We start from the raw sequence: 18403 nt of genomic DNA, 5'->3' as shown, positions 1-18403 counted from the left end.
CTAAGCCGGGATCGCGCGCGAGATATAGCGGAAGCCGCCGATTTTTCTCAATTGATCAGCCGTTCGGCGACCGGCGGCAGGAATTGGTCGTCGAAGACGTCGCCCGGGGTCGGCCGCTTGCGGAATTTGAAGTCCTGCGCGATCTGGTCGATCGAGCGCTCCAGGCGCCGTGGCTCGATGCCGCCGAGACCGTTGCGCTTGACCTCGTCGGTCAGGACGTTGTCGGCAAGGACGGTGCGCAGGCGTTGCAGCTCCAGGTCGCGGTCGCCGCCGTCGATGCGGTTCGCGGCGTCGTCCGCCGCACGCGCCGGCTCCTTGACGGTCGCGGCGATGCCGGCGATCAAGGCGCGGACGAAGCCTTTCACGGCGTCCGGCTTTGCTGCGGCGAAGGCGGCATTGACCGCCACGGCGAAGCCATAGGCCTCGCAGCCGTAATCGGCATAGCGCAGCACCACGAGATCGGCGCCGGGCACGCCGCGGTCGCGCAGGTTCACCGCCGAGAGGTGGCTGAAACCCGCGACGGCATCGACCTGTCCCGCGGAGAGGATCGGCTCGCGCACCGCCGCGCTGATCTTGTGGAATTTGACGCGCGATGCCTTGATGCCGTTCTGCTGCGCCAGCGCCGGCCACAGCCGCATCGACAGATCGGCCTCGGCAACGCCGACGGTCTTGCCGTCGAGATCGGGCAACAGATGGATGCCGCGGCTCCTGCGCGCCATGATCGCGTAGGGCGCGCGGTTGAACAGCACGAACACCGCCTTGACCGGCGCCGCATCCTCCTTGTCGCGAAACCGGATCAGCTCGTTGATGTCGACGAGCGCAAGCTCGCTGGCGCCCTTGGCGACGCGGGCGAGTGCCTCCGGCGACCCGGCCGCGCTGCTGAAGGACACGTTCAGACGCTCGGCGCCGAACCTGCCGTCCTTTGCCGCAAGGAAGAACGGCGCCATGCTTGCGTCGGGCGGGCGGTCGAAGCTGAAGTGAATGGCAATTGAGGACGGCGCAGGCGTCTCGGCCGCGCTGACACCGCGTGGAATCAGTGTCGCAAGCGAGATCGTGAGGGCCAGCAGGCAACGAAGCGCGATCGTCTTGAATTCCGACATCAGTTGCGCCGGTCCCGCATTGTTATGGTTTCGTGACGCTCGCAGCGCCGGCCGGCGACACCGTGCGCGCGCCAACATGAACGGCGGATGAGCGACGGTTGCGTCACGATTACGCAACCCCGTTCAGCTTGTGTTGGGGTTGGGGAACCCAACTTAGGTCATGCGGGTTTGAATGCATGAGCCTGTCCGCAGGCATCCATTCCCAGGTCCCAAAGGAGGGCCCAAGACATGTTCGACCGATTCTCCAAGATTGCGGGCCGCAAGGCCATTCTTGCTACCGCCGCCGTGGTGGCTCTGACCGCCGCTGCACCCACCGCCTCTTACGCGGGCGGTCGTCATTGGCATGGCGGTGGTGGCGGCGCCGCCGCTGCAGCGATGTTCGGCCTGGCCGCGACTGGCCTGGCGATCGCAGCCAGCCGCGATGCCTACGCCTATCATCCGGGTCCGGGCTACTACTACGACAGCGGCCCGGTCTACTACAGCAGCCCCGGCTATGGTTCGTATTATTACGACTCGAGCAGCCGCTACACCTATGGCGGCTACAAAAACCCCTGCGCCCACGGCTATTCAGGCTACAGCTGCTATTAACTGATCGGCCCTGCGGCATCGGAGAACAGGCCGTCGCGCTTCCGCGCCGGCCTGTTTTCTGCTTTTATTGCCGAGCGTTAACACGCCCGCCATTAGTTTAGAGTAGTTTTGAGTACCATGAGTGATTCGCTTGAGCGGCTATATCTGGCTGTGCTCGCGGCCAGGGATCTTGATCCGGCAACATCGCGGACCGCCCGGCTGTTTCAGCGCGGGCCCTCGAAAATGGCAAAGAAGCTCGCCGAAGAGGCCATCGAGGTCGTGATCGATGCCGTCAATGGCGACACCGAGGCCGTGATCCGGGAAAGCGCCGACCTCTTGTACAATCTCACCGTGCTCTGGGCCTCTGCCGGCGTGCGCCCCGAGGACGTCTGGCGCGAGATGACGCGGCGGGAAGACATGCTCGGCATCGCCGAAAAGCTGCCGAAATCCTCGATGAAGCTCCCCAAGGTCGCGTCACCGCGCGTGGCCGCCAGGCGGCCAATTGTCGCGCTCGAGGGTCGCGCCGCGCGCAAGCGCCACTAGAAACCTCACAATTCGCCCCAATCTCGGCATGGACAAATCCGTCCCATGGTGCTTCATCGCGGCGCCATGCTGAAACGTATTTACGACTGGTGCATCGACGCCGCCCACAAGCCATACGCGCTCTGGATCATGGGTGCCGTATCCTTCGCCGAGAGCTCCTTCTTTCCGGTCCCGCCGGACGTGATGCTGATTCCGATGTCGCTGGCGCGCCCGCAGCGCGCCTGGCTCTACGCCGCAATCTGCACCGTGACCTCGGTGCTCGGCGGCGTGGTCGGGTATGCCATCGGTGCGCTGCTGTTCGACTCGGTCGGCCAATGGCTGATCCAGGTCTACGGCCTCGCCGACAAGGTCGACGCCTTCCGGGCCTCCTATGCGGAATGGGGTGCCGTCATCATCCTGCTCAAGGGGCTGACGCCGATTCCCTACAAGCTCGTCACCATCACCTCGGGCTTTGCCGGCTACAACATCCTCCTGTTCATCCTGTGCTCGATCGTCGCGCGCGGCGGACGCTTCTTTGTCGTCGCGATCCTGCTCAACCGCTACGGCGACTGGATCCGGGTCAGGATCGAGCGGCATCTCGGACTCTGGGTCGCCCTCGGCGCCATCGTCCTGGTGCTCGGCTTCGTGGTGGCGATCAAGCTGATCTAAACCTCCGCGCTTTGCCGTCACCTCCGGTTCGGCTACGGTTGTGGTCATGACGGATCGATCCGGCAAACAGGTCATGCGACCGGCCACGCTGATTCTCGCGGTGCTTTCGCTCCTGCTCGGTGGCGGGACCGCGTTGACGCAATCTGCGCCGCCATCGCTCGGCTTGCAGGCGCCGGGCGCGCAGGCCGCGCCGCCACCGTCGACACCCGCTCCATCGGCGCCGCCGGCGCAAGAGGAAAATCCCGGGCTGATCAATGAAATGGGCAAGCTGTTCGACAAGCTGCCCTCGATCCTGCCGCCGATCAAAAGCCCCAGTGAAACCATGAATGACCTGTCACGGCTGGCCAAGCCCTCTACCATGGTGTCGGGGCGCGTGGCCTGCCCGGTCTCGTCGAACGGCGCGCCGGACTGCAAGCAAGCCGCCGACCAGCTCTGCCAGGGCAAGGGCTACAAGGAGGGCAAGAGCCTGAATGCCGATTCCGCGGAAAAATGCTCGGCCAAGGTCTTGATCCCCGGCCGGCAACGCAAACCGGACGACTGCCGCACCGATACTTTCGTGACCAGCGCGCTGTGCCAGAACTGACGTGATGGTCCGCGCGCAAGCAACAAGGATCGCCCATGAGCCGGACGGAGCAGGACTTCCTCGGACAGCGTGAGATCGCCGACGACATCTACTACGGCGTCCAGACCATCCGGGGTAAGGAGAACTTCCACATCACCGGCATTCCGATGAACCAGGAGCCTTACTTCGTGAAGGCGCTCGGTTACGTCAAGAAGGCCGCCGCCATGGCCAATCGCGATCTCGGCGTGCTCGACGCCAGGGTCGCGGACGCGATCATCCTCGGCTGCGACCGCGTCATCGCCGGCGAGATGATGGATCAGTTCGTCACCGATTTCATCCAGGGCGGTGCCGGCACCTCCACAAACATGAACGCCAACGAGGTGATCGCGAATCTCGCGCTGGAATCGCTCGGCTTCGGCAAGGGCGACTATCAGCACGTCAGCCCCAACGACCACGTCAATTACGGCCAGTCGACCAACGATACCTATCCGACCGCCTTTCGCCTCGCGCTGATCTTGCGGCTCGAGAGCTACATGACCGCGCTGCGCCAGCTCCAGGAAGCTTTCTTCGCCAAGGGGCGCGAGTTCGACCGGGTTCTGAAGATGGGCCGCACGCATCTGCAGGATGCCGTGCCGATGTCGCTCGGGGCGGAATTCCGGGGCTGGGGCACCACGATCGGCGAGGAGGTCGAGCGCATCTCGGAAGCGCGTGCGCTGCTGCGCGAGATCAATCTCGGCGCCACCGCGATCGGCACCTCCGTCACGGCCGCGGTCGGTTATCCCAGGCTCGCGGTCCGGCATCTGAGCGCGCTCACCGGCGTCGACTTCGTCCTCGCCGGCGATCTCGTCGAGGCGACCTCCGACACCGGCGCCTATGTGCAGCTCTCGGGCGTGCTGAAGCGCACCGCCAGCAAGCTGACCAAGATCTGCAACGACATCCGCCTGCTCGCCTCCGGCCCGCGCGCCGGCTTCAACGAGATCAACCTGCCGCAGCTGCAGCCGGGCTCGTCGATCATGCCCGGCAAGGTCAATCCCGTGATCCCCGAAGTGGTCAACCAGACCAGCTTCCTCGTCATCGGGCTCGACACGACGGTGACGCTGGCGGCCTCGGCGGGCCAGCTCCAGCTCAACGTGATGGAGCCGGTGATCTCGTTCGCGCTGTTCTTCTCGATCCGCACCATGGAGCGCGCGGTCAACAGCCTGCGGGAAAATTGCGTGGTCGGCATCACAGCCAACGAGGAGCACACCCGCAACATGGTGCTGAACTCGCTCGGCATCGTCACGGTGCTGAAGCCGCTGCTCGGCTACAAGCAATGCGCCGAGATCGCGCGCGAGGGCTACAAGAGCGGCAAGTCGCTGCACCAGATCGTGGTGGTCGAACGCCAGCTGCTGACCCAGGAGAAGTGGGACGAGATGTTCTCGTTCGAGCGGCTGATCAATCCGGATTTGATCGGGTAGGAGCTGGTCTGTCCTCTCGTCATTCCGGGGCGCGCGAAGCGCGAACCCGGAATCCATTTCACCGCGCGTACTGACGCCCGATGGATTCCGGGCTCGCGCCTTTCGGCGCGCCCCGGAATGACGCCGAGAGAATTCCACGCCTTGGAATAGTATCGCTGGCGCCTCCGCCACGGCGTCAAAACGCAATACTTGACAGTGGAAAGATTGCCTTGTTGGTATGGCGCCCAACCTTCCATGACCGGCCAACAGAGGATCGTCTCGCAATGTCCATGCCTGCCTTGTTCAAGGGGCGCCTGTCGATCCCCGTGATCGGCTCGCCGCTCTTCATCATCTCGGTGCCCGATCTCGTGATCGCGCAGTGCAAGGCGGGGGTGGTCGGCTCGTTTCCGGCGCTGAACGCGCGGCCGCCGGAGCTGCTCGACGAATGGCTGGCACGGATCACCGAGGAGCTCGCGGCCTATGACCGCGCCCATCCGGAACGGCCGTCGGCGCCGTTTGCCGTCAACCAGATCGTGCACAAGTCGAACAACCGGCTCGACCACGACATGCAGCTCTGCGCCAAGTACAAGGTGCCGATGATCATCTCCTCGCTCGGTGCCCGCGAGGAGCTGAACCAGGCGGTGCACGGCTGGGGCGGCATCGTCTTCCACGACGTGATCAACCAGAAGTTTGCGCACAAGGCGATCGAGAAGGGCGCCGACGGCCTGATCCTGGTCGCGGCGGGAGCCGGCGGCCATGCCGGCACCATCTCGCCGCTTGCCTTCGTAGCCGAGACGCGAAAATGGTTCGACGGTCCGATCGCGCTGTCGGGTGCGATCGGCAACGGCAAGGCGATCCGCGCCGCGCGCATCCTCGGCGCCGACTTCGCCTATATCGGCTCGGCCTTCATCGCCACCAAGGAAGCCAACGCGGTCGAGCGCTACAAGGAGATGATCGCGGGCTCGAGCGCCGACGACATCGTCTATTCCAACCTCTTCACCGGCGTGCACGGCAATTATCTGAAGCCCTCGATCCTGGCTGCCGGCATGGATCCGGACAACCTGCCGACCTCCGATCCCTCCAAGATGAATTTCGGCACCGACGCCTCCGGCGAACGCGCCAAGCCGAAGGCCTGGAAGGAGATCTGGGGGAGCGGCCAGGGCATCGGCAGCATCGACAAGGTGGTGCCCGCAGCCGAGCTGATCGCGCGCTTCAAGAAGGAATATGACGAAGCGATCGATCCGCCGTTGTAGGAAACTGTCGTCCCGGACAAGCGCGCCTTAAGCGCGCGCAGATCCGGGACCCATAACCACAGGAAGGAATTTGACGAAGATTCGTGGTTGCGACTCTCGCGCAACAACTTCTCGCTGGGGTTATGGGTCCCTGCGACACTTTTTGCTAAGCTTCGACATTCAAAGCCAACAGAGATTTGAGTGATGACCGCCATCTACCGCGTCGACGGCGACAGCGTCGTCACCAGCCCGGATGCCGCCGGTCCCTGGGATCGGCGCATGCAGCACGGTTCGGCGCCGGCCTCGCTGGTGACGTGGGCGGCCGAGCGCATCCCGACGCCTGCTCCGATGGACATCGCGCGCGTCACCATCGACCTGATGCGCCCCGTCCCGGTGGCGCCGCTCACGATCGCCACCGAGGTCCTGCGCGAGGGCCGCAAGATCCAGCTCTGCAACATCAAGCTGCTGGCCGACGGCGTCCAGGTGGTCGGCGCAACCGTGCTCAAGATCCGGCGCCAGGCGCTGGCGCTGCCCGACGAGGTCGAGGAGCTGCCGGTCACGCTGCCCTCGCCGGAGGACTCGCTGGCCGAGGATGGTCACGCTGCCACCAGCCCGTTCGTGCGTTCGGTCTCGATGCGTGCCGCGCGCGGCCGCTTCGGCCAGGCCGGCGCCGGCGCGATCTGGTTTCGCGTCGACCATCCGCTGATCGAGGGGGAAGCGATCTCGCAGGCCATGCGCGCCGTGGTCGCCGCCGATTTCTCCAACGGCACCGCCTCGACGCTCGACTTCCGCGCCTGGACCTACATCAATGCCGACCTGAGCGTGAGCTTCGCGCGTCAGCCGGTCGGCGAGTGGATCCTGCTCGACGGTGAGTCCTGGATCGGCGCCGACGGCAGCGGGCTTGCCATGTCGCGCCTCGCCGACCGCCAGGGCTATTTCGGCCGCGCGGTGCAGAGCCTGGTGATCGAGAAGCGCTGAGGCGACGGCATGACGAGCGAGCGATGCTCGCGCGTCAACCTCACTGTCATGCCCCGGCTGGACGTGGCATCCAGTACGCCGCGGCCTCTCGATTCAACAACGACTGTCTCTGGAATACTGGATCGTCCGGTCAAGCCGGACGATGACGCCGATCGTGAGAAAGCTATGTCGCGCATTGCGCAACTGAACGGCAGGCTTCCGCCGCCGCGGAAGGGATGCGAGGTCTGGTTCGACCCGGGCATCCTGCCAGTTCACATTCCGTAGAAGATCTTGATCTCCCACAGCACCACGATGATAGCCGTGATCAACGTGACCGCGGCGACCGCACTTTCCAGGGAAGCGACTCTCATCTCACTCTCCGCTTCCCAGCCCCAGCAGCGGTCTAGGTGATTCCCCGATTCGCCGGCAATTGCGTGGGCCGCACCGCCAACCACTCTGTTCCGCGTTGTGGTGTCGGGGACACAATGGCCCCGTAGAATCCCGGGTATTTATCCCACCATCCGGTCCCGGCCGCTCCAGAAGCCTGCGCGCAGCACCTTCTTGTCGACCTTGCCGACGCCGGTCATCGGCAATTGCCTGACGAACCGGATCTGCTTGGGCGCATGCGCCGAGCCTTTTCGTGTCTTGACCAGGTTGATCAGTTCGTCCGGATCCGGCGTTGCGCCCTCGCGCGGCACGACGATGGCGGTGACGGCCTCGCCCCACTTTTCGTCGGGAATGCCGACGACCGCGACCATGGCGACATCGGCATGTTGCGACAGCACGTCCTCGACCTCGCGCGGGAAGATGTTGAAGCCGCCGGACACGATCATGTCCTTCTTGCGGTCGAGAATGAACATGTAGCCGCGCTCGTCCTGGCGCGCGATGTCGCCGGTGTGGACCCAGCCGTTCCTGAGCGTCTCGGCGGTGATGTCGGGCCGCTTCCAGTACTTCGCCATCGCATGCGGGGCGCGCACGCAGATCTCGCCGGCCTCGCCTGTCTTCACCTCCTCGTCGTTGTCGTCGAGAATCCTGACCTCGCAGGCCGCAATCGGGAAGCCGCAGGACAGGAACAGCTCCGGCGTCTTGGGATCGTGATCCGCCTTGCGCAGCACCGAGACCGGATAGCACTCGGTCTGGCCGTAGAGCTGCGAGAACACTGGTCCGATGCGCTCGATACCCTCGACCAGCCGGCTCGGCGACATCGCCGACGCGCCATAGAGCACCAGCTCGAGCGAGGCGAGATCGGTCTTTTCAAGCGCGGGATGATCGAGCAGCACGTAGATCATGGTCGGCACGAACAGCGTGAAATTGATGCGCTCGCGTGCGATCGTCGTCAGCACCGCCTCGGGATCGAATCCCCTCAGCATGTGCACGGTGCCGCCGCGCATCAGGGTCGGCAGCACCTTCGTGCCGGCGACATGGCTGATCGGCGCGACGGTGAGGTAGCGTGCCGCGTCGGGGATCTCGAAGTCGGCGAGGATCGCGGCCGCGGCTCCGGCATTCTCGCGGTGATAGCGCAGCGCGCCCTTGGACTTGCCGGTGGTGCCGCCGGTGTAGTTCAGCGTGGAGAGATCGTCGAGGCCGGCGAGGCTCCGCGCGCTGGCGTGTCCGGCGCTCTCGATGGCGGCCAACAGATCGGCACCGTAGCCGGCCGGCCCCATGGTGAAGACCGCCTTCAGCCGGGGCGCTCTTGCCGCAAGTTCGCCGCCGCGGTCGCGGAAGGCGGCGGCATCGACCACCAGCATCTCGGCCTCGGAATCCTCGAGCTGGAATAGCTGATCCTCCAGCGATCCCAGCGGATGCAGCCAGGTGATGCAGAGCCGCGACAATTGCGCGGCGACGCCGGCGCACCAGGTGTCGGCGCGGTTCGCGGTGAGGAAGGCGACGCGCGCGCCTGCCGGCAGGCCGAGACGCATGAACACGCCCTGGATGCGCCCGATGAGATCGATGGCGCCCCGATAGCTCAACGATCCGCCGGGCCAGGCGAAGGCGGTGCGGCCGGGATAGCGCGACAGCGCCCGTAGCGTCTGCGCACAAGTCGGTGACGATGCGTGGAGCGGATCGGACATATGTTTCCTCGTTGCTTTGTCACCGGCTTCTGACGTGCCAATGTTGCCGGCGACGCTAGCACAGAGACTGCGGGAGAAAACGACAAAGCCCGCGCGAGGGAGGCATGCGTGACAAGGAGATTTGCGTGACGTCAGATCGGCTGCAACGCTTCGGCGATCGTCTCGCTCTGCCGCTGATCGCAGCGCCGATGTTCCTGGTGTCGGGCGTCGAGCTCATGGTCGCTGCGTGCCGGAGCGGGGTGATCGGCAGCTTCCCCACTGCGAATTGCCGCAGCACGGACCAGCTCGATGAATGGCTCACCACGATCGAGACACGGCTGCGCCAGCATGAAGACCAGACCGGCCGCAAGGCAGCGCCGCTCTGCCCGAACCTGATCGTGCACCGCTCCAATACGCGGCTGGAGCATGATCTCGCCGTGCTGCTGCGGCACAGGCCGGAGATCGTCATCACCTCGGTCGGCTCGCCCGCAGCAATGGTGAAGCCGCTGCACGATGCCGGTGCGCTGGTGCTGGCGGACGTTGCTTCCATCCGCCATGCCGAGCGTGCGGCGGAAGCAGGTGCCGACGGGCTGGTGCTGCTCACCGCGGGCGCCGGCGGACAGACCGGCTGGCTCAACCCGTTCGCCTTCGTCCGCGCGGTGCGCGCGTTCTATGACGGCGTCATCGTGCTCGCAGGCGGCATCAGCGACGGCCGCGCGCTGTATGCGGCCGAAGTGCTGGGCTGCGATCTCGCTTACATGGGCACCAAGTTCATCGCAACGCGCGAGAGCATGGCGGACGATCGCCACAAGCGTATGCTGGTCGAGAGCAGCGCCGACGACATCCTGCTGACGACCGCGTTCACGGGCCTGCAGACCAGCATGCTGAGGCCGTCGATCGTGGCCGCCGGGCTTGATCCCGACGATCTGCCGGCGCGCGGGGCCATCGACATCGCTGCGGATATCGACGTCGCCGCACGCGAGAGCCGTCCGAAACGCTGGCGCGACATCTGGAGCGGGGGGCATTCCACCTCGGGCGTCACCGACGTGCTCGCGGTCGACGATCTCGTTGCGCGGACGGTGGCCGAATATCGTGAGGCGAGGGCGCGCCGCTCCCCGTAGAATTGCGGCTCCGCTCGTCCTCGATCACGGTTAATCCCGCGCTCTTCCGTCCGGCTCACTTAACGGCAGATTAACCATCGCCCGCCAAGAATCCCCTCACGGCCGCCAATCAGGACCGAGAGGGACAGGCGATGGACTTTGATTATCTCAACACCAAGACGGCGGCTTCGCTGGACGAAATCCGCGTTCGCGTCGCTCATGCCCTGGCCCGCCACCCGCTGTGCCGCAACGTCCGCTTCGACATCGTCAGCGTCCCCCGCACCCGCCGGGGCGGTAATTGGACGGTGGCGCTGCAATCGGTCGAGCCGCGCGCGGTCTGGGAGGCATCGGAGATCGTCGCGGACATCCAGGACGCCTACGAGCTGGCTGCAGCTGCCTGATTTCCCTTGCCTTTTACGCAGAATGTCGCTGCAGACATGCTGATTGTCGCAACGAAGGCACACTCAAGCCATAATTCGTGCCCTTTTCCCGGGCATCGTTAACAAACTCGTGAAGCGTCCGTTCCCGGAGAGACGTTTGTCCAAAGCCATCACCATCGTTGTGCTGACCTGCTTCCTCGTCCTCGGCGCCGCCACCACCGCCATTCTCGGCCGCGACAGCGTCCCCAGCGTCAGCGAAGACATGATCGCCCAGACGCCTCCGCCCAAGCCGCTCGCAACCAACCGCGCCGCCAAGGCCGACCGTCTGGTCCCGACCCTCGCCTTGGCATCGGCCGCATTCGAGCCGGTCCAGGTGCCCGCCGACAGACTCTCGCAAGCGCCCTTGCTGACCGAGCCGCTGCGCCAGGCCTTCGCCGCTGCAACGCCGTCCGATTTCCCGATGCCCAAGCCGGCGGTGTCCGAGGCGCCCGCCGCGGCGGAGGTTCCCGCCGTCGAAGTCCCCGCCAAGCCGAAGGTGGTGGCCAAGCCGCAGCCGCAGAAGAATTATACGCTGCTGTCCGACGCACAGATTGCGGGGATCAGGGACCGCCTGAAACTGTCCTCGTCGCAGGAATATTACTGGCCCTCGGTCGAGAGCGCGCTGCGCAACGTTGTCCGCAAGATCTCGGCCAACAAGCTCTCCAATCCGAACGCGCCACCCAGCGCTCAGATCGACCCGAATTGCGATGAGGTCCAGCAGCTGAAGTCGGCGGCCATGCCGTTGCTGTTCCAGCTGCGTGACGACCAGAAAGAGGAGGTGCGCAAGCTCGCTCGCCTCATCGGGCTTGAGAAGGTCGCGCAGCAGATCTGACGCTTAAGTTCCTTTGGGAACTGCTTCCGTACCAGGAACATCCGGCAATCGACGCGCGTTGCTCGCTCCAAAGAGGGAGTGGATCAATGCGCGCCTCGACAGCCTATTTCGTCGGTGCCGGAACCATCGTTGCAGCTATCGCCGTTGGTTTGGGCGGCGGGATCGTGGCCGGCAACATCATGAATCCGGTCGCGTCCAAACAGGGCCCGGACACCAGCAAGATGGCGCAGCGCGCCGAATCCGCCGGCGCGCCGGTGGCGACAAACGCGCCCTCGGAACGGGTCAATTATCTCACCGGCTCGCAAGCCTTCGGCGCCATGATCGCCGCACCGGCGCAGGCCGAAGCCAAGTCTGAAGCCGCAAAGCCCGAAGTCGCAAGGCCTGACGCGCAGCCCGCTCAGGCCAATGCCGAACCGCCGGCACCCCCGCCTTCGCAGGCGGCCGCGGTTGAGCCGCCCAAGGAACAGTCCAAGCCAGCGATCGCATCGTCACCGAGAGCCGCAAAGCCCGGCGAGCAGCAAGCAGCAATCGATCCGGCCTCGTCACCTGACAACGCCTATGCCAAGGCGAGGGATTCCGACGTGAGGCGCGCTGCGAACGAGCGGCGCCGAATCGAGCGGCGCGACCGCTGGGTCGAGCGCCGCCAATACAATGAGGGCCGCGAGCAGCGCGGCATGCGCGACCGCACCGATTGGGATGACGTCGCGCGCAACATCCGCGAAGATTCCGATGCGCGCGATTATGCCGGACGGCCGCGCGGCGGCTTCCCGCAGATCAGGCTGTTCGGGCCCGACAACGATTAGCGCATCATTGTCGAGCCGCTGTCACGTCAGCCCCGCGCGCCGCAATCCTTCCAGGTAATGCGCCCGATCCTCGTCCCGCAGCATCGGCAGCTCGCGGGTGATCCAGGCGAGCGAGACCCCGGGTTGAGCGCGGCGTAGACCGTCCAGTGCGGACGCTGCGAGCGTTGGATCTCCTGACATACCGGCGGCAGCCGTCAGCACGCGGTGCGCGCCCACGAAATCGCCGCGTTGCCGCAGCGATTCCCGCGCCATCTGCAAGGCACCCTCGTAGTCGCGGCCGACGAACCGGGCATAGGCCGCAACCCCGCAATAGATCGCCGCGAGTGGATCGCGCGGACTGAGCCGCAGCGCGCGGCGTGCGGCGGCGTCGCCGTCCTGCCATCGGCCGGCATAGCACAGCGTCACACCGTAAAAGGCATGCGCCATCGCGAAATTCGGGTTGAGCTGCAGCGCCAGCTCGAACTCGGCCAGCGCGTCGTCGAAGCGGCGCCGGAACAGATAGGTGTAGGCGAGGCCGTGATGGGCCCAGGCATCCTCGCGGTCGGCTTCCACCGCCGCGAGCGCCGAGCGCTCGGCGATGGGAATCGTAGCTTCCATGTCGGCCCAGCCCATATGCGCGCCGAAGATGTGACTGGTCGCGAGCAGGCCCAACGCCTTGCCATAGGCGGGATCGATCGCGACGGCCTGTTCGAGCAGCGCTTGCGCAGCGGCGTTGTCCTCTCGGGTAATGCGCCAATGGTGCGACAATGCCCGCATCACGAGATCCCAGGCGTCGAGACTGCCGGGCGGCTTCTGCTCGGCGCGAAAACTCTCGGCGGCATAGAGCTGCGGCTCGATCGCGGCGACGATCGCCTCGGTGATCTCGTCCTGCACGGCGAAGATGTCGGCGAGCTCGCGATCGTAGCGCTCGGCCCATAGATGACTGCCGGTCGAGACGTCGTTGAGCTGGGCCGAGATGCGCACCCGCTCGCCGCTCCGCCGGACGCTGCCTTCGACCACGTAGCGCACCCCGAGCTCGCGCGCGACCTCGCGGATATTCACGGCGCGGCCCTTGTAGACGAAGGATGAATTGCGCGCGATGACGAAGAACCAGCGCAGCTTCGACAGCGCGGTGATGATGTCCTCGCTGATGCCGTCGGAGAAATAATCCTGTCCGGCCTCGCCGCTCATGTTGGTGAAGGGCAGCACGGCGATCGCGGGTCGCTCGGGAAGCGCCAGCGCAGCACGCGGCGCTCCGGCGGCGCGGCCATGCTCCGGCGCGGTCGCACTGACCTTGGCCTCGACATCGCCGACGAAGCGAAAACCCTTGCGGGCGATGGTGCGGATCAGCGCCTGGCTCGCGCCGCTGTCGCCGATCGCCTTGCGTGCAGCGTTGATCCGGCTGGTCAGGGTGGATTCGGAGACGCTGCGCCCGTGCCAGATCTTGTCGATCAACTCGTCCTTGCTGACCACCCGGTCGCGGTTCTGCATGAGGTGGACCACGAGATCGAAGACCTGCGGCTCCACGGCAATTGGAACCTGCTCGCGGCTCAGCTCGCGCCGGTCGGTATCGAGAAGGTGGTCCCGGAACAGAAACTGCACGTCGAAAACTCAGGCCTCATTGCGATATCGGATGGGCTAAATGAAAAGAAATTTGGGTCGAAAGCCATGTGTCTGTCGAAAGGCCCGCCTGGTTCATCGAGATTGCGTGATGGCAGTCATGCGGTTTTCGGAGGGAATACAACCGCGACCAGGTTGTAACCGCTCGCCACCCAACATCGTCATCCTGAGGCGCCGGAGCGTAGCGGAGGCCTCGAAGGATGGACGGCCCGGCTGCATCGCGGCCGCTCATCCTTCGAGGCTCCCCATGGGACGCGTTGTGTCCCATGTCTCGCACCTCTGGATGACGGGGTGAAAGCGTGACGTGTTGTCATGACGCAGCCGTGTGGTGGATGTGGCGAACGGTGAATGTCCTTTGCCGAGCTGCGCCGACTGCGTAAGCTATCTCCCACCCAAAACACCAACCACGAAGAAACGCCCATGCCCGCCTTCAGCGCTTCCACCACCGTGCTCGATTCCATGCTGTTCCGCGATGCCTTTGGCACGCCCGAGATGCGCGAGGTGTTCTCCGACGTCGCGCTGGTCGCGCGCTATGCCGAGGTCGAGGTGGCGCTGGCGAAGGCGGAAGCCAGATGTGGCGTGATCCCGCAGCAGGCGGCCGAGGCGATCGCGGCGCGGACCGACGTCGCCGCGCTGGATTTCGATCTGCTCAGGCAGGAGACCGACATCGTCGGATATCCGATCCTCCCCTTGGTGCATCAGATGGTGAAGCAGTGCGGCGAGGCGGGCCGCTACGTGCATTGGGGCGCGACGACGCAGGACATCATGGATACCGCCGTGGTGCTGCAGCTCCGCGCTGCGCTCGAGATCGTGGCGCGGGACATCGACGAGCTCCGCGGCATCCTGGCGAACCTCTCGAGACGCCACCGCGACACGCCGATGGCCGGCCGCACCCATCTTCAGCAGGCGCTGCCGGTGACCTTCGGCTACAAGACCGCGATCTGGCTCGCCATGTTCGATCGCCACGCCGAGCGGCTGGCGCAGTTGAAGCCGCGCGTGCTGGTCGGTCAGTTCGCCGGCGCCGCCGGTACGCTCGCCTCGCTCGGCGACAAGGGATTCGAGGTGCAGGAGGCACTCTGCGCCGAGCTGAAGCTCGGCGTTCCCGTCTCGACCTGGCACGTCGCGCGCGACGGCTTTGCCGAGGCCGTGAACTTCCTTGCGCTCGTCACCGGCTCGCTCGGCAAGATCGCGCTCGACATCATGATCATGGCCTCGACCGAGTTCGGCGAAGTCTACGAACCCTTCGTCAAGGGTCGCGGCGCCTCCTCGACCATGCCGCAGAAGCGCAATCCGATCTCGTCGGAATTGATGCTGGCGGCGTCCAAGGCGGTGCGCCAGCACGCCGGCCTCATGCTCGACGCCATGGTGCAGGATTTCGAGCGCGCCACGGGTCCCTGGCACGCCGAATGGATGGCCATCCCCGAAAGCTTCGTGCTGACCGCCGGCGCGCTGCATCAGGCGAAGTTCGCGCTTGCGGGCCTCATCGTGGACGAGGCGAAGATGAACGACAATCTCGCGATCAGCCGCGGCCTGATCGTGGCCGAAGCAGTCATGATGGGCCTCGCGCCGCAGCTCGGCCGGCAGGAGGCCCATGACGTGGTTTATGACGCCTGCCGGCTCGCCAATGACAAGGGCTTGAGCCTGGCGGATGCGCTCTCCTCCGACTCCCGCGTCTCGAGCCGCATCGACCGTGTCACAATCGAGGCGCTCACCTCACCGAAAAATTACCTCGGACTCGCGCCTGCCATGGTTGACCGGGTGCTGAAATCGGCAACGCGTTGAAAACCAATATGCGTGAAACTGCGTATCTTCTCCGTGTCGCAAGGTGCTCGCGCACTTGCGCCTTGCGGTGCTAGGCTTAGATTGAACCAGAGACTTTCGGCAGAGGGCCCGGCATGACTGATCACCGCAATTCCAACGCTCCCATCGATCCCGCGAAGCTCGACCGGCTGGCCGAGGTGGCGGTGAAGGTGGGCCTGGGCTTGCGGCCGGGACAGGATCTGCTGCTCACGGCGCCCGCGATCGCGCTGCCGCTGGTCAGGCGGATCGCCGTGCACGCCTACAAGGCCGGCGCCGGTATCGTGACGCCGATCCTGTCGGATGAGGAGATGACGTTGGCGCGCTACCGCCACGGCCATGACAGCAGTTTCGATCGTGCCGCCGGCTGGCTCTATGAGGGCATGGCCAAGGCGTTCTCTGAGAACACCGCGCGGCTCGCCATCGTCGGCGACAACCCGATGCTGCTGTCGGGCGAGGATCCGTCCAAGGTGGCGCGCGCGAGCAAGGCGAATTCGATGGCGTATCAGCCCGCGCTGGAGAAGATCGTCAATTTCGACACCAACTGGAACATCATCGCCTATCCGAGCCCGTCCTGGGCCAAGCAGGTCTTCCCCAACGATCCCGAGGAGATCGCGGTCGGCAAGCTCGCGGATGCAATTTTCGCGGCGTCCCGCGTCGATCGCGAGGATGCGATGGCCAATTGGACCAGCCACAATGCGGTGCTGCGCGAGCGGACCAACTGGCTCAACGGCCAGCGCTTTCGCGCCCTGCAATATTCAGGACCGGGCACCGACCTCACCATCGGCCTGGCCGACGGCCACGAATGGGAGGGCGGTGCCTCGCTCTCCAAGAACGGCATCAGCTGTAACGCCAACATCCCGACCGAAGAGGTCTTCACCACGCCGCATTGCCGGCGCGTCTACGGCCATGTCGTCAGCTCGAAGCCGCTGTCCTACCAGGGCACGCTGATCGACAACATCGCGGTGCGCTTCGAGGACGGCAAGATCGTCGACGCAAAGGCCTCGCGCGGCGCGGAGGTGCTGAACAAGGTGCTCGACACCGACGAGGGCGCGCGCCGGCTCGGCGAAGTGGCGCTGGTGCCGCATTCCTCGCCGATCTCGCAGAGCGGGCTGTTGTTCTACAACACGCTGTTCGACGAGAACGCGGCATCTCACATCGCGCTCGGCCAATGCTATTCGAAATGCTTCGTCAATGGCGCGCAGCTCACCCCGCAGCAGATCGCGGCGCAAGGCGGCAACCAGAGCCTGATCCATATCGACTGGATGATCGGCTCCGCCGAGACCGATATCGACGGCATCCTGCCCGACGGCAGCAAGGTGCCGGTATTCCGCAAGGGCGAGTGGGCGAAGTAGTCTGGATCGCCCTGTTTGATCGCTGACGAGCGGCGGAGCGCGGCCGCAACGGCATTGTTGGGCTCCGTTCCGGCGCCTGCGCACTTTGTCGCACCCGGGTTGGACCTGGTCATGTCCGCGGATTTGCAAGGGAATTGCGACGTTAACCGTCTGCACGTGTTGCTTCCGGCTGATTCTCGGAATCGATGTAAGAAAGAATTAGAAACGGGCGACTAGCGTCCGTGCATCTTTCGAACACTCCCGGCCGGAGCCGGCCGCAAAATATCATTTCCGAGGAAGCAAATGGCATTGATTGAAGTCGGCAGTTTCAACGTGGACCTCGAGCCGAGCCCGATCGAGCCCTCTTGGATCATCGAGGGCAATCCGGTCGCGCGCTCGCGCGTCCTGTCCACCAGCGAAGACCGCACCGCCCAGACCATCGTCTGGTACTGCACCGAAGGGCGCTTCAACTGGTACTACGACATCGACGAGACGATCATGATCATGGAAGGATCGATCGTGCTCGAGAGCGACGGCATGCCGCCGAAGCGCTACGGCCCCGGCGACGTCATCTTCTTCCGCGACGGCGCGCATGCCAAATGGCATGTCGAAGGCCACGTCAAGAAGATCGCCTTCTGCCGCAAGACCAATCCCGTGATGATCGGCTTCCTGATCCGCGTCGTCAACAAGCTGAAGAAGATGTTCGTCTCCACCGGCGCGCCCCGTCCGGCCTCGCTGATGGGTGCCGGCTAAGGACAAAAAGGTTTCAAGGACGCTTCCCAGCGGCCACGACGAAGAGGGGCCGGGATCGACATCCCGGCCCCTCTTCTCGTTTCGATATCACGGCCGGCCGATGCCTAGGGCCAGCGCCGTCGTGCTTTGACTTCCGCCGTCAGCCGCCAATCCTGCGCCGCTGCGGGCTTGGTTTCGCCGAGCCAATGGAAGGAGTCCTGGCTGATCTCCGTGAAGCTCCACCGCGTCAATTCGCCGGCTTCGGTGGTGCCTTCCTGCACGATGTCCTCTCCGCGCGGACGGCCGGTCTGGTGGCGGAAGACGCTGCGGGCGGGATCGAACCAGGAAATCCGCCATGCATCGATGGTTGGATCGTAAACGCGTAGCGTCGTGCCGTACCAATTGCCGGCGATCGGGAAGGCCGGCGCGCCCGTCGGCCGGGGTATCATCCAGACGTCCTGGACGGCACGGCCCTCCAGCACCCAGCCGAAATGAATCTCGCCGGCGGCGGTGTGTCTCGTGCCATCGGATCCATGGGCGGTGATCTCGGCATCCCAGTCGCCGACGAAGCGGCCATAGAGCTGAAGCGCCGCCGCATGCTCGGGGTTCGGTCCGTCCGCGTGCAACAGTCTGGCAAAGTCGGTCATGTCGCTCTCCTGTTGCAGGCAGATCAACACGACCGGCCGGCGGC

At 65.2% G+C, this 18403-nt stretch carries 18 protein-coding genes; 14 read left to right on the top strand and 4 right to left on the bottom strand.

What is annotated here, in order from left to right; translation table 11 throughout:
• Positions 1 to 47: 47 nt before the first annotated feature.
• Entirely contained in the window at positions 48 to 1100 is a 1053-nt protein-coding gene (locus DCM79_RS01820; protein WP_257178278.1) for an ABC transporter substrate-binding protein, read from the bottom strand.
• Positions 1101 to 1328: 228 nt separating this feature from the next.
• Between DCM79_RS01820 and DCM79_RS01815 the strand changes: the two genes are divergently transcribed.
• The 7 genes from DCM79_RS01815 (at position 1329) to DCM79_RS01785 (ending at position 7066) form a co-directional block, all read left to right on the top strand.
• On the top strand, positions 1329 to 1688 hold the full coding sequence (locus DCM79_RS01815; protein WP_257178277.1) for a hypothetical protein: 360 nt from the start codon (positions 1329 to 1331) through the stop codon (positions 1686 to 1688).
• A gap of 117 nt (positions 1689 to 1805) precedes the next feature.
• The gene (gene hisE, locus DCM79_RS01810; protein ID WP_257178276.1) at positions 1806 to 2210 is read left to right on the top strand and encodes a phosphoribosyl-ATP diphosphatase; all 405 of its coding nucleotides are present in this window, start codon (positions 1806 to 1808) and stop codon (positions 2208 to 2210) included.
• A 45-nt stretch (positions 2211 to 2255) separates the two neighbouring features.
• Entirely contained in the window at positions 2256 to 2858 is a 603-nt protein-coding gene (locus DCM79_RS01805) for a YqaA family protein (RefSeq protein WP_257178275.1), read from the top strand.
• Positions 2859 to 2904: 46 nt separating this feature from the next.
• Positions 2905 to 3441, top strand: coding sequence for a hypothetical protein (locus DCM79_RS01800; RefSeq protein WP_257180925.1), 537 nt, complete (start codon positions 2905 to 2907; stop codon positions 3439 to 3441).
• A gap of 35 nt (positions 3442 to 3476) precedes the next feature.
• Positions 3477 to 4877 (top strand): aspartate ammonia-lyase, encoded by a 1401-nt coding sequence (locus DCM79_RS01795; RefSeq protein WP_257178274.1) that lies wholly within the window; start codon positions 3477 to 3479, stop codon positions 4875 to 4877.
• Positions 4878 to 5140: 263 nt separating this feature from the next.
• Positions 5141 to 6109: a nitronate monooxygenase family protein gene (locus DCM79_RS01790; protein ID WP_028138687.1), complete on the top strand. Its 969-nt coding sequence runs from the start codon at positions 5141 to 5143 to the stop codon at positions 6107 to 6109.
• A gap of 183 nt (positions 6110 to 6292) precedes the next feature.
• Positions 6293 to 7066: a thioesterase family protein gene (locus DCM79_RS01785; RefSeq protein ID WP_257178272.1), complete on the top strand. Its 774-nt coding sequence runs from the start codon at positions 6293 to 6295 to the stop codon at positions 7064 to 7066.
• Between the two features lie 488 nt (positions 7067 to 7554).
• Here DCM79_RS01785 and DCM79_RS01780 read toward each other — a convergent pair whose 3' ends face one another.
• The gene (locus tag DCM79_RS01780; protein WP_257178270.1) at positions 7555 to 9117 is read right to left on the bottom strand and encodes an AMP-binding protein; all 1563 of its coding nucleotides are present in this window, start codon (positions 9115 to 9117) and stop codon (positions 7555 to 7557) included.
• Positions 9118 to 9242: 125 nt separating this feature from the next.
• On the opposite strand from DCM79_RS01780, the gene DCM79_RS01775 reads away from it, so the two are divergent.
• The 4 genes from DCM79_RS01775 to DCM79_RS01760 all read left to right on the top strand — a co-directional run bounded on the left by DCM79_RS01775 (position 9243) and on the right by DCM79_RS01760 (position 12250).
• Positions 9243 to 10217, top strand: a complete 975-nt coding sequence (locus DCM79_RS01775) for a nitronate monooxygenase family protein (protein WP_257178268.1) — start codon at positions 9243 to 9245, stop codon at positions 10215 to 10217.
• 131 nt (positions 10218 to 10348) lie between these two features.
• Complete coding sequence (locus DCM79_RS01770) at positions 10349 to 10597, top strand: hypothetical protein (protein ID WP_028138683.1); 249 nt, start codon at positions 10349 to 10351, stop codon at positions 10595 to 10597.
• A gap of 136 nt (positions 10598 to 10733) precedes the next feature.
• Positions 10734 to 11447: a hypothetical protein gene (locus DCM79_RS01765; protein ID WP_028138682.1), complete on the top strand. Its 714-nt coding sequence runs from the start codon at positions 10734 to 10736 to the stop codon at positions 11445 to 11447.
• 86 nt (positions 11448 to 11533) lie between these two features.
• Positions 11534 to 12250 (top strand): hypothetical protein, encoded by a 717-nt coding sequence (locus DCM79_RS01760; RefSeq protein ID WP_257178267.1) that lies wholly within the window; start codon positions 11534 to 11536, stop codon positions 12248 to 12250.
• Positions 12251 to 12271: 21 nt separating this feature from the next.
• Here the strand turns inward: DCM79_RS01760 and DCM79_RS01755 are convergent, their stop codons facing one another.
• Positions 12272 to 13831: a winged helix-turn-helix domain-containing protein gene (locus tag DCM79_RS01755; RefSeq protein ID WP_257178266.1), complete on the bottom strand. Its 1560-nt coding sequence runs from the start codon at positions 13829 to 13831 to the stop codon at positions 12272 to 12274.
• A gap of 438 nt (positions 13832 to 14269) precedes the next feature.
• On the opposite strand from DCM79_RS01755, the gene pcaB reads away from it, so the two are divergent.
• The 3 genes from pcaB to DCM79_RS01740 all read left to right on the top strand — a co-directional run bounded on the left by pcaB (position 14270) and on the right by DCM79_RS01740 (position 17733).
• Positions 14270 to 15631, top strand: coding sequence for a 3-carboxy-cis,cis-muconate cycloisomerase (gene pcaB / locus DCM79_RS01750; protein WP_257178265.1), 1362 nt, complete (start codon positions 14270 to 14272; stop codon positions 15629 to 15631).
• A 113-nt stretch (positions 15632 to 15744) separates the two neighbouring features.
• Complete coding sequence (locus DCM79_RS01745) at positions 15745 to 17001, top strand: aminopeptidase (RefSeq protein WP_257178264.1); 1257 nt, start codon at positions 15745 to 15747, stop codon at positions 16999 to 17001.
• Positions 17002 to 17283: 282 nt separating this feature from the next.
• Positions 17284 to 17733 (top strand): cupin domain-containing protein, encoded by a 450-nt coding sequence (locus DCM79_RS01740; RefSeq protein WP_257178263.1) that lies wholly within the window; start codon positions 17284 to 17286, stop codon positions 17731 to 17733.
• A 104-nt stretch (positions 17734 to 17837) separates the two neighbouring features.
• Here DCM79_RS01740 and DCM79_RS01735 read toward each other — a convergent pair whose 3' ends face one another.
• Entirely contained in the window at positions 17838 to 18359 is a 522-nt protein-coding gene (locus DCM79_RS01735; RefSeq protein ID WP_257178262.1) for a hypothetical protein, read from the bottom strand.
• Between the last annotated feature and the right edge of the window lie 44 nt (positions 18360 to 18403).

It is taken from the genome of Bradyrhizobium sp. WBOS07 (assembly GCF_024585165.1).
Taxonomy (GTDB): Bacteria; Pseudomonadota; Alphaproteobacteria; order Rhizobiales; family Xanthobacteraceae; genus Bradyrhizobium; species Bradyrhizobium japonicum_B.
Note: the sequence above shows the minus strand (reverse complement) of the source record. Positions and strands in the feature narration are given on the sequence as shown.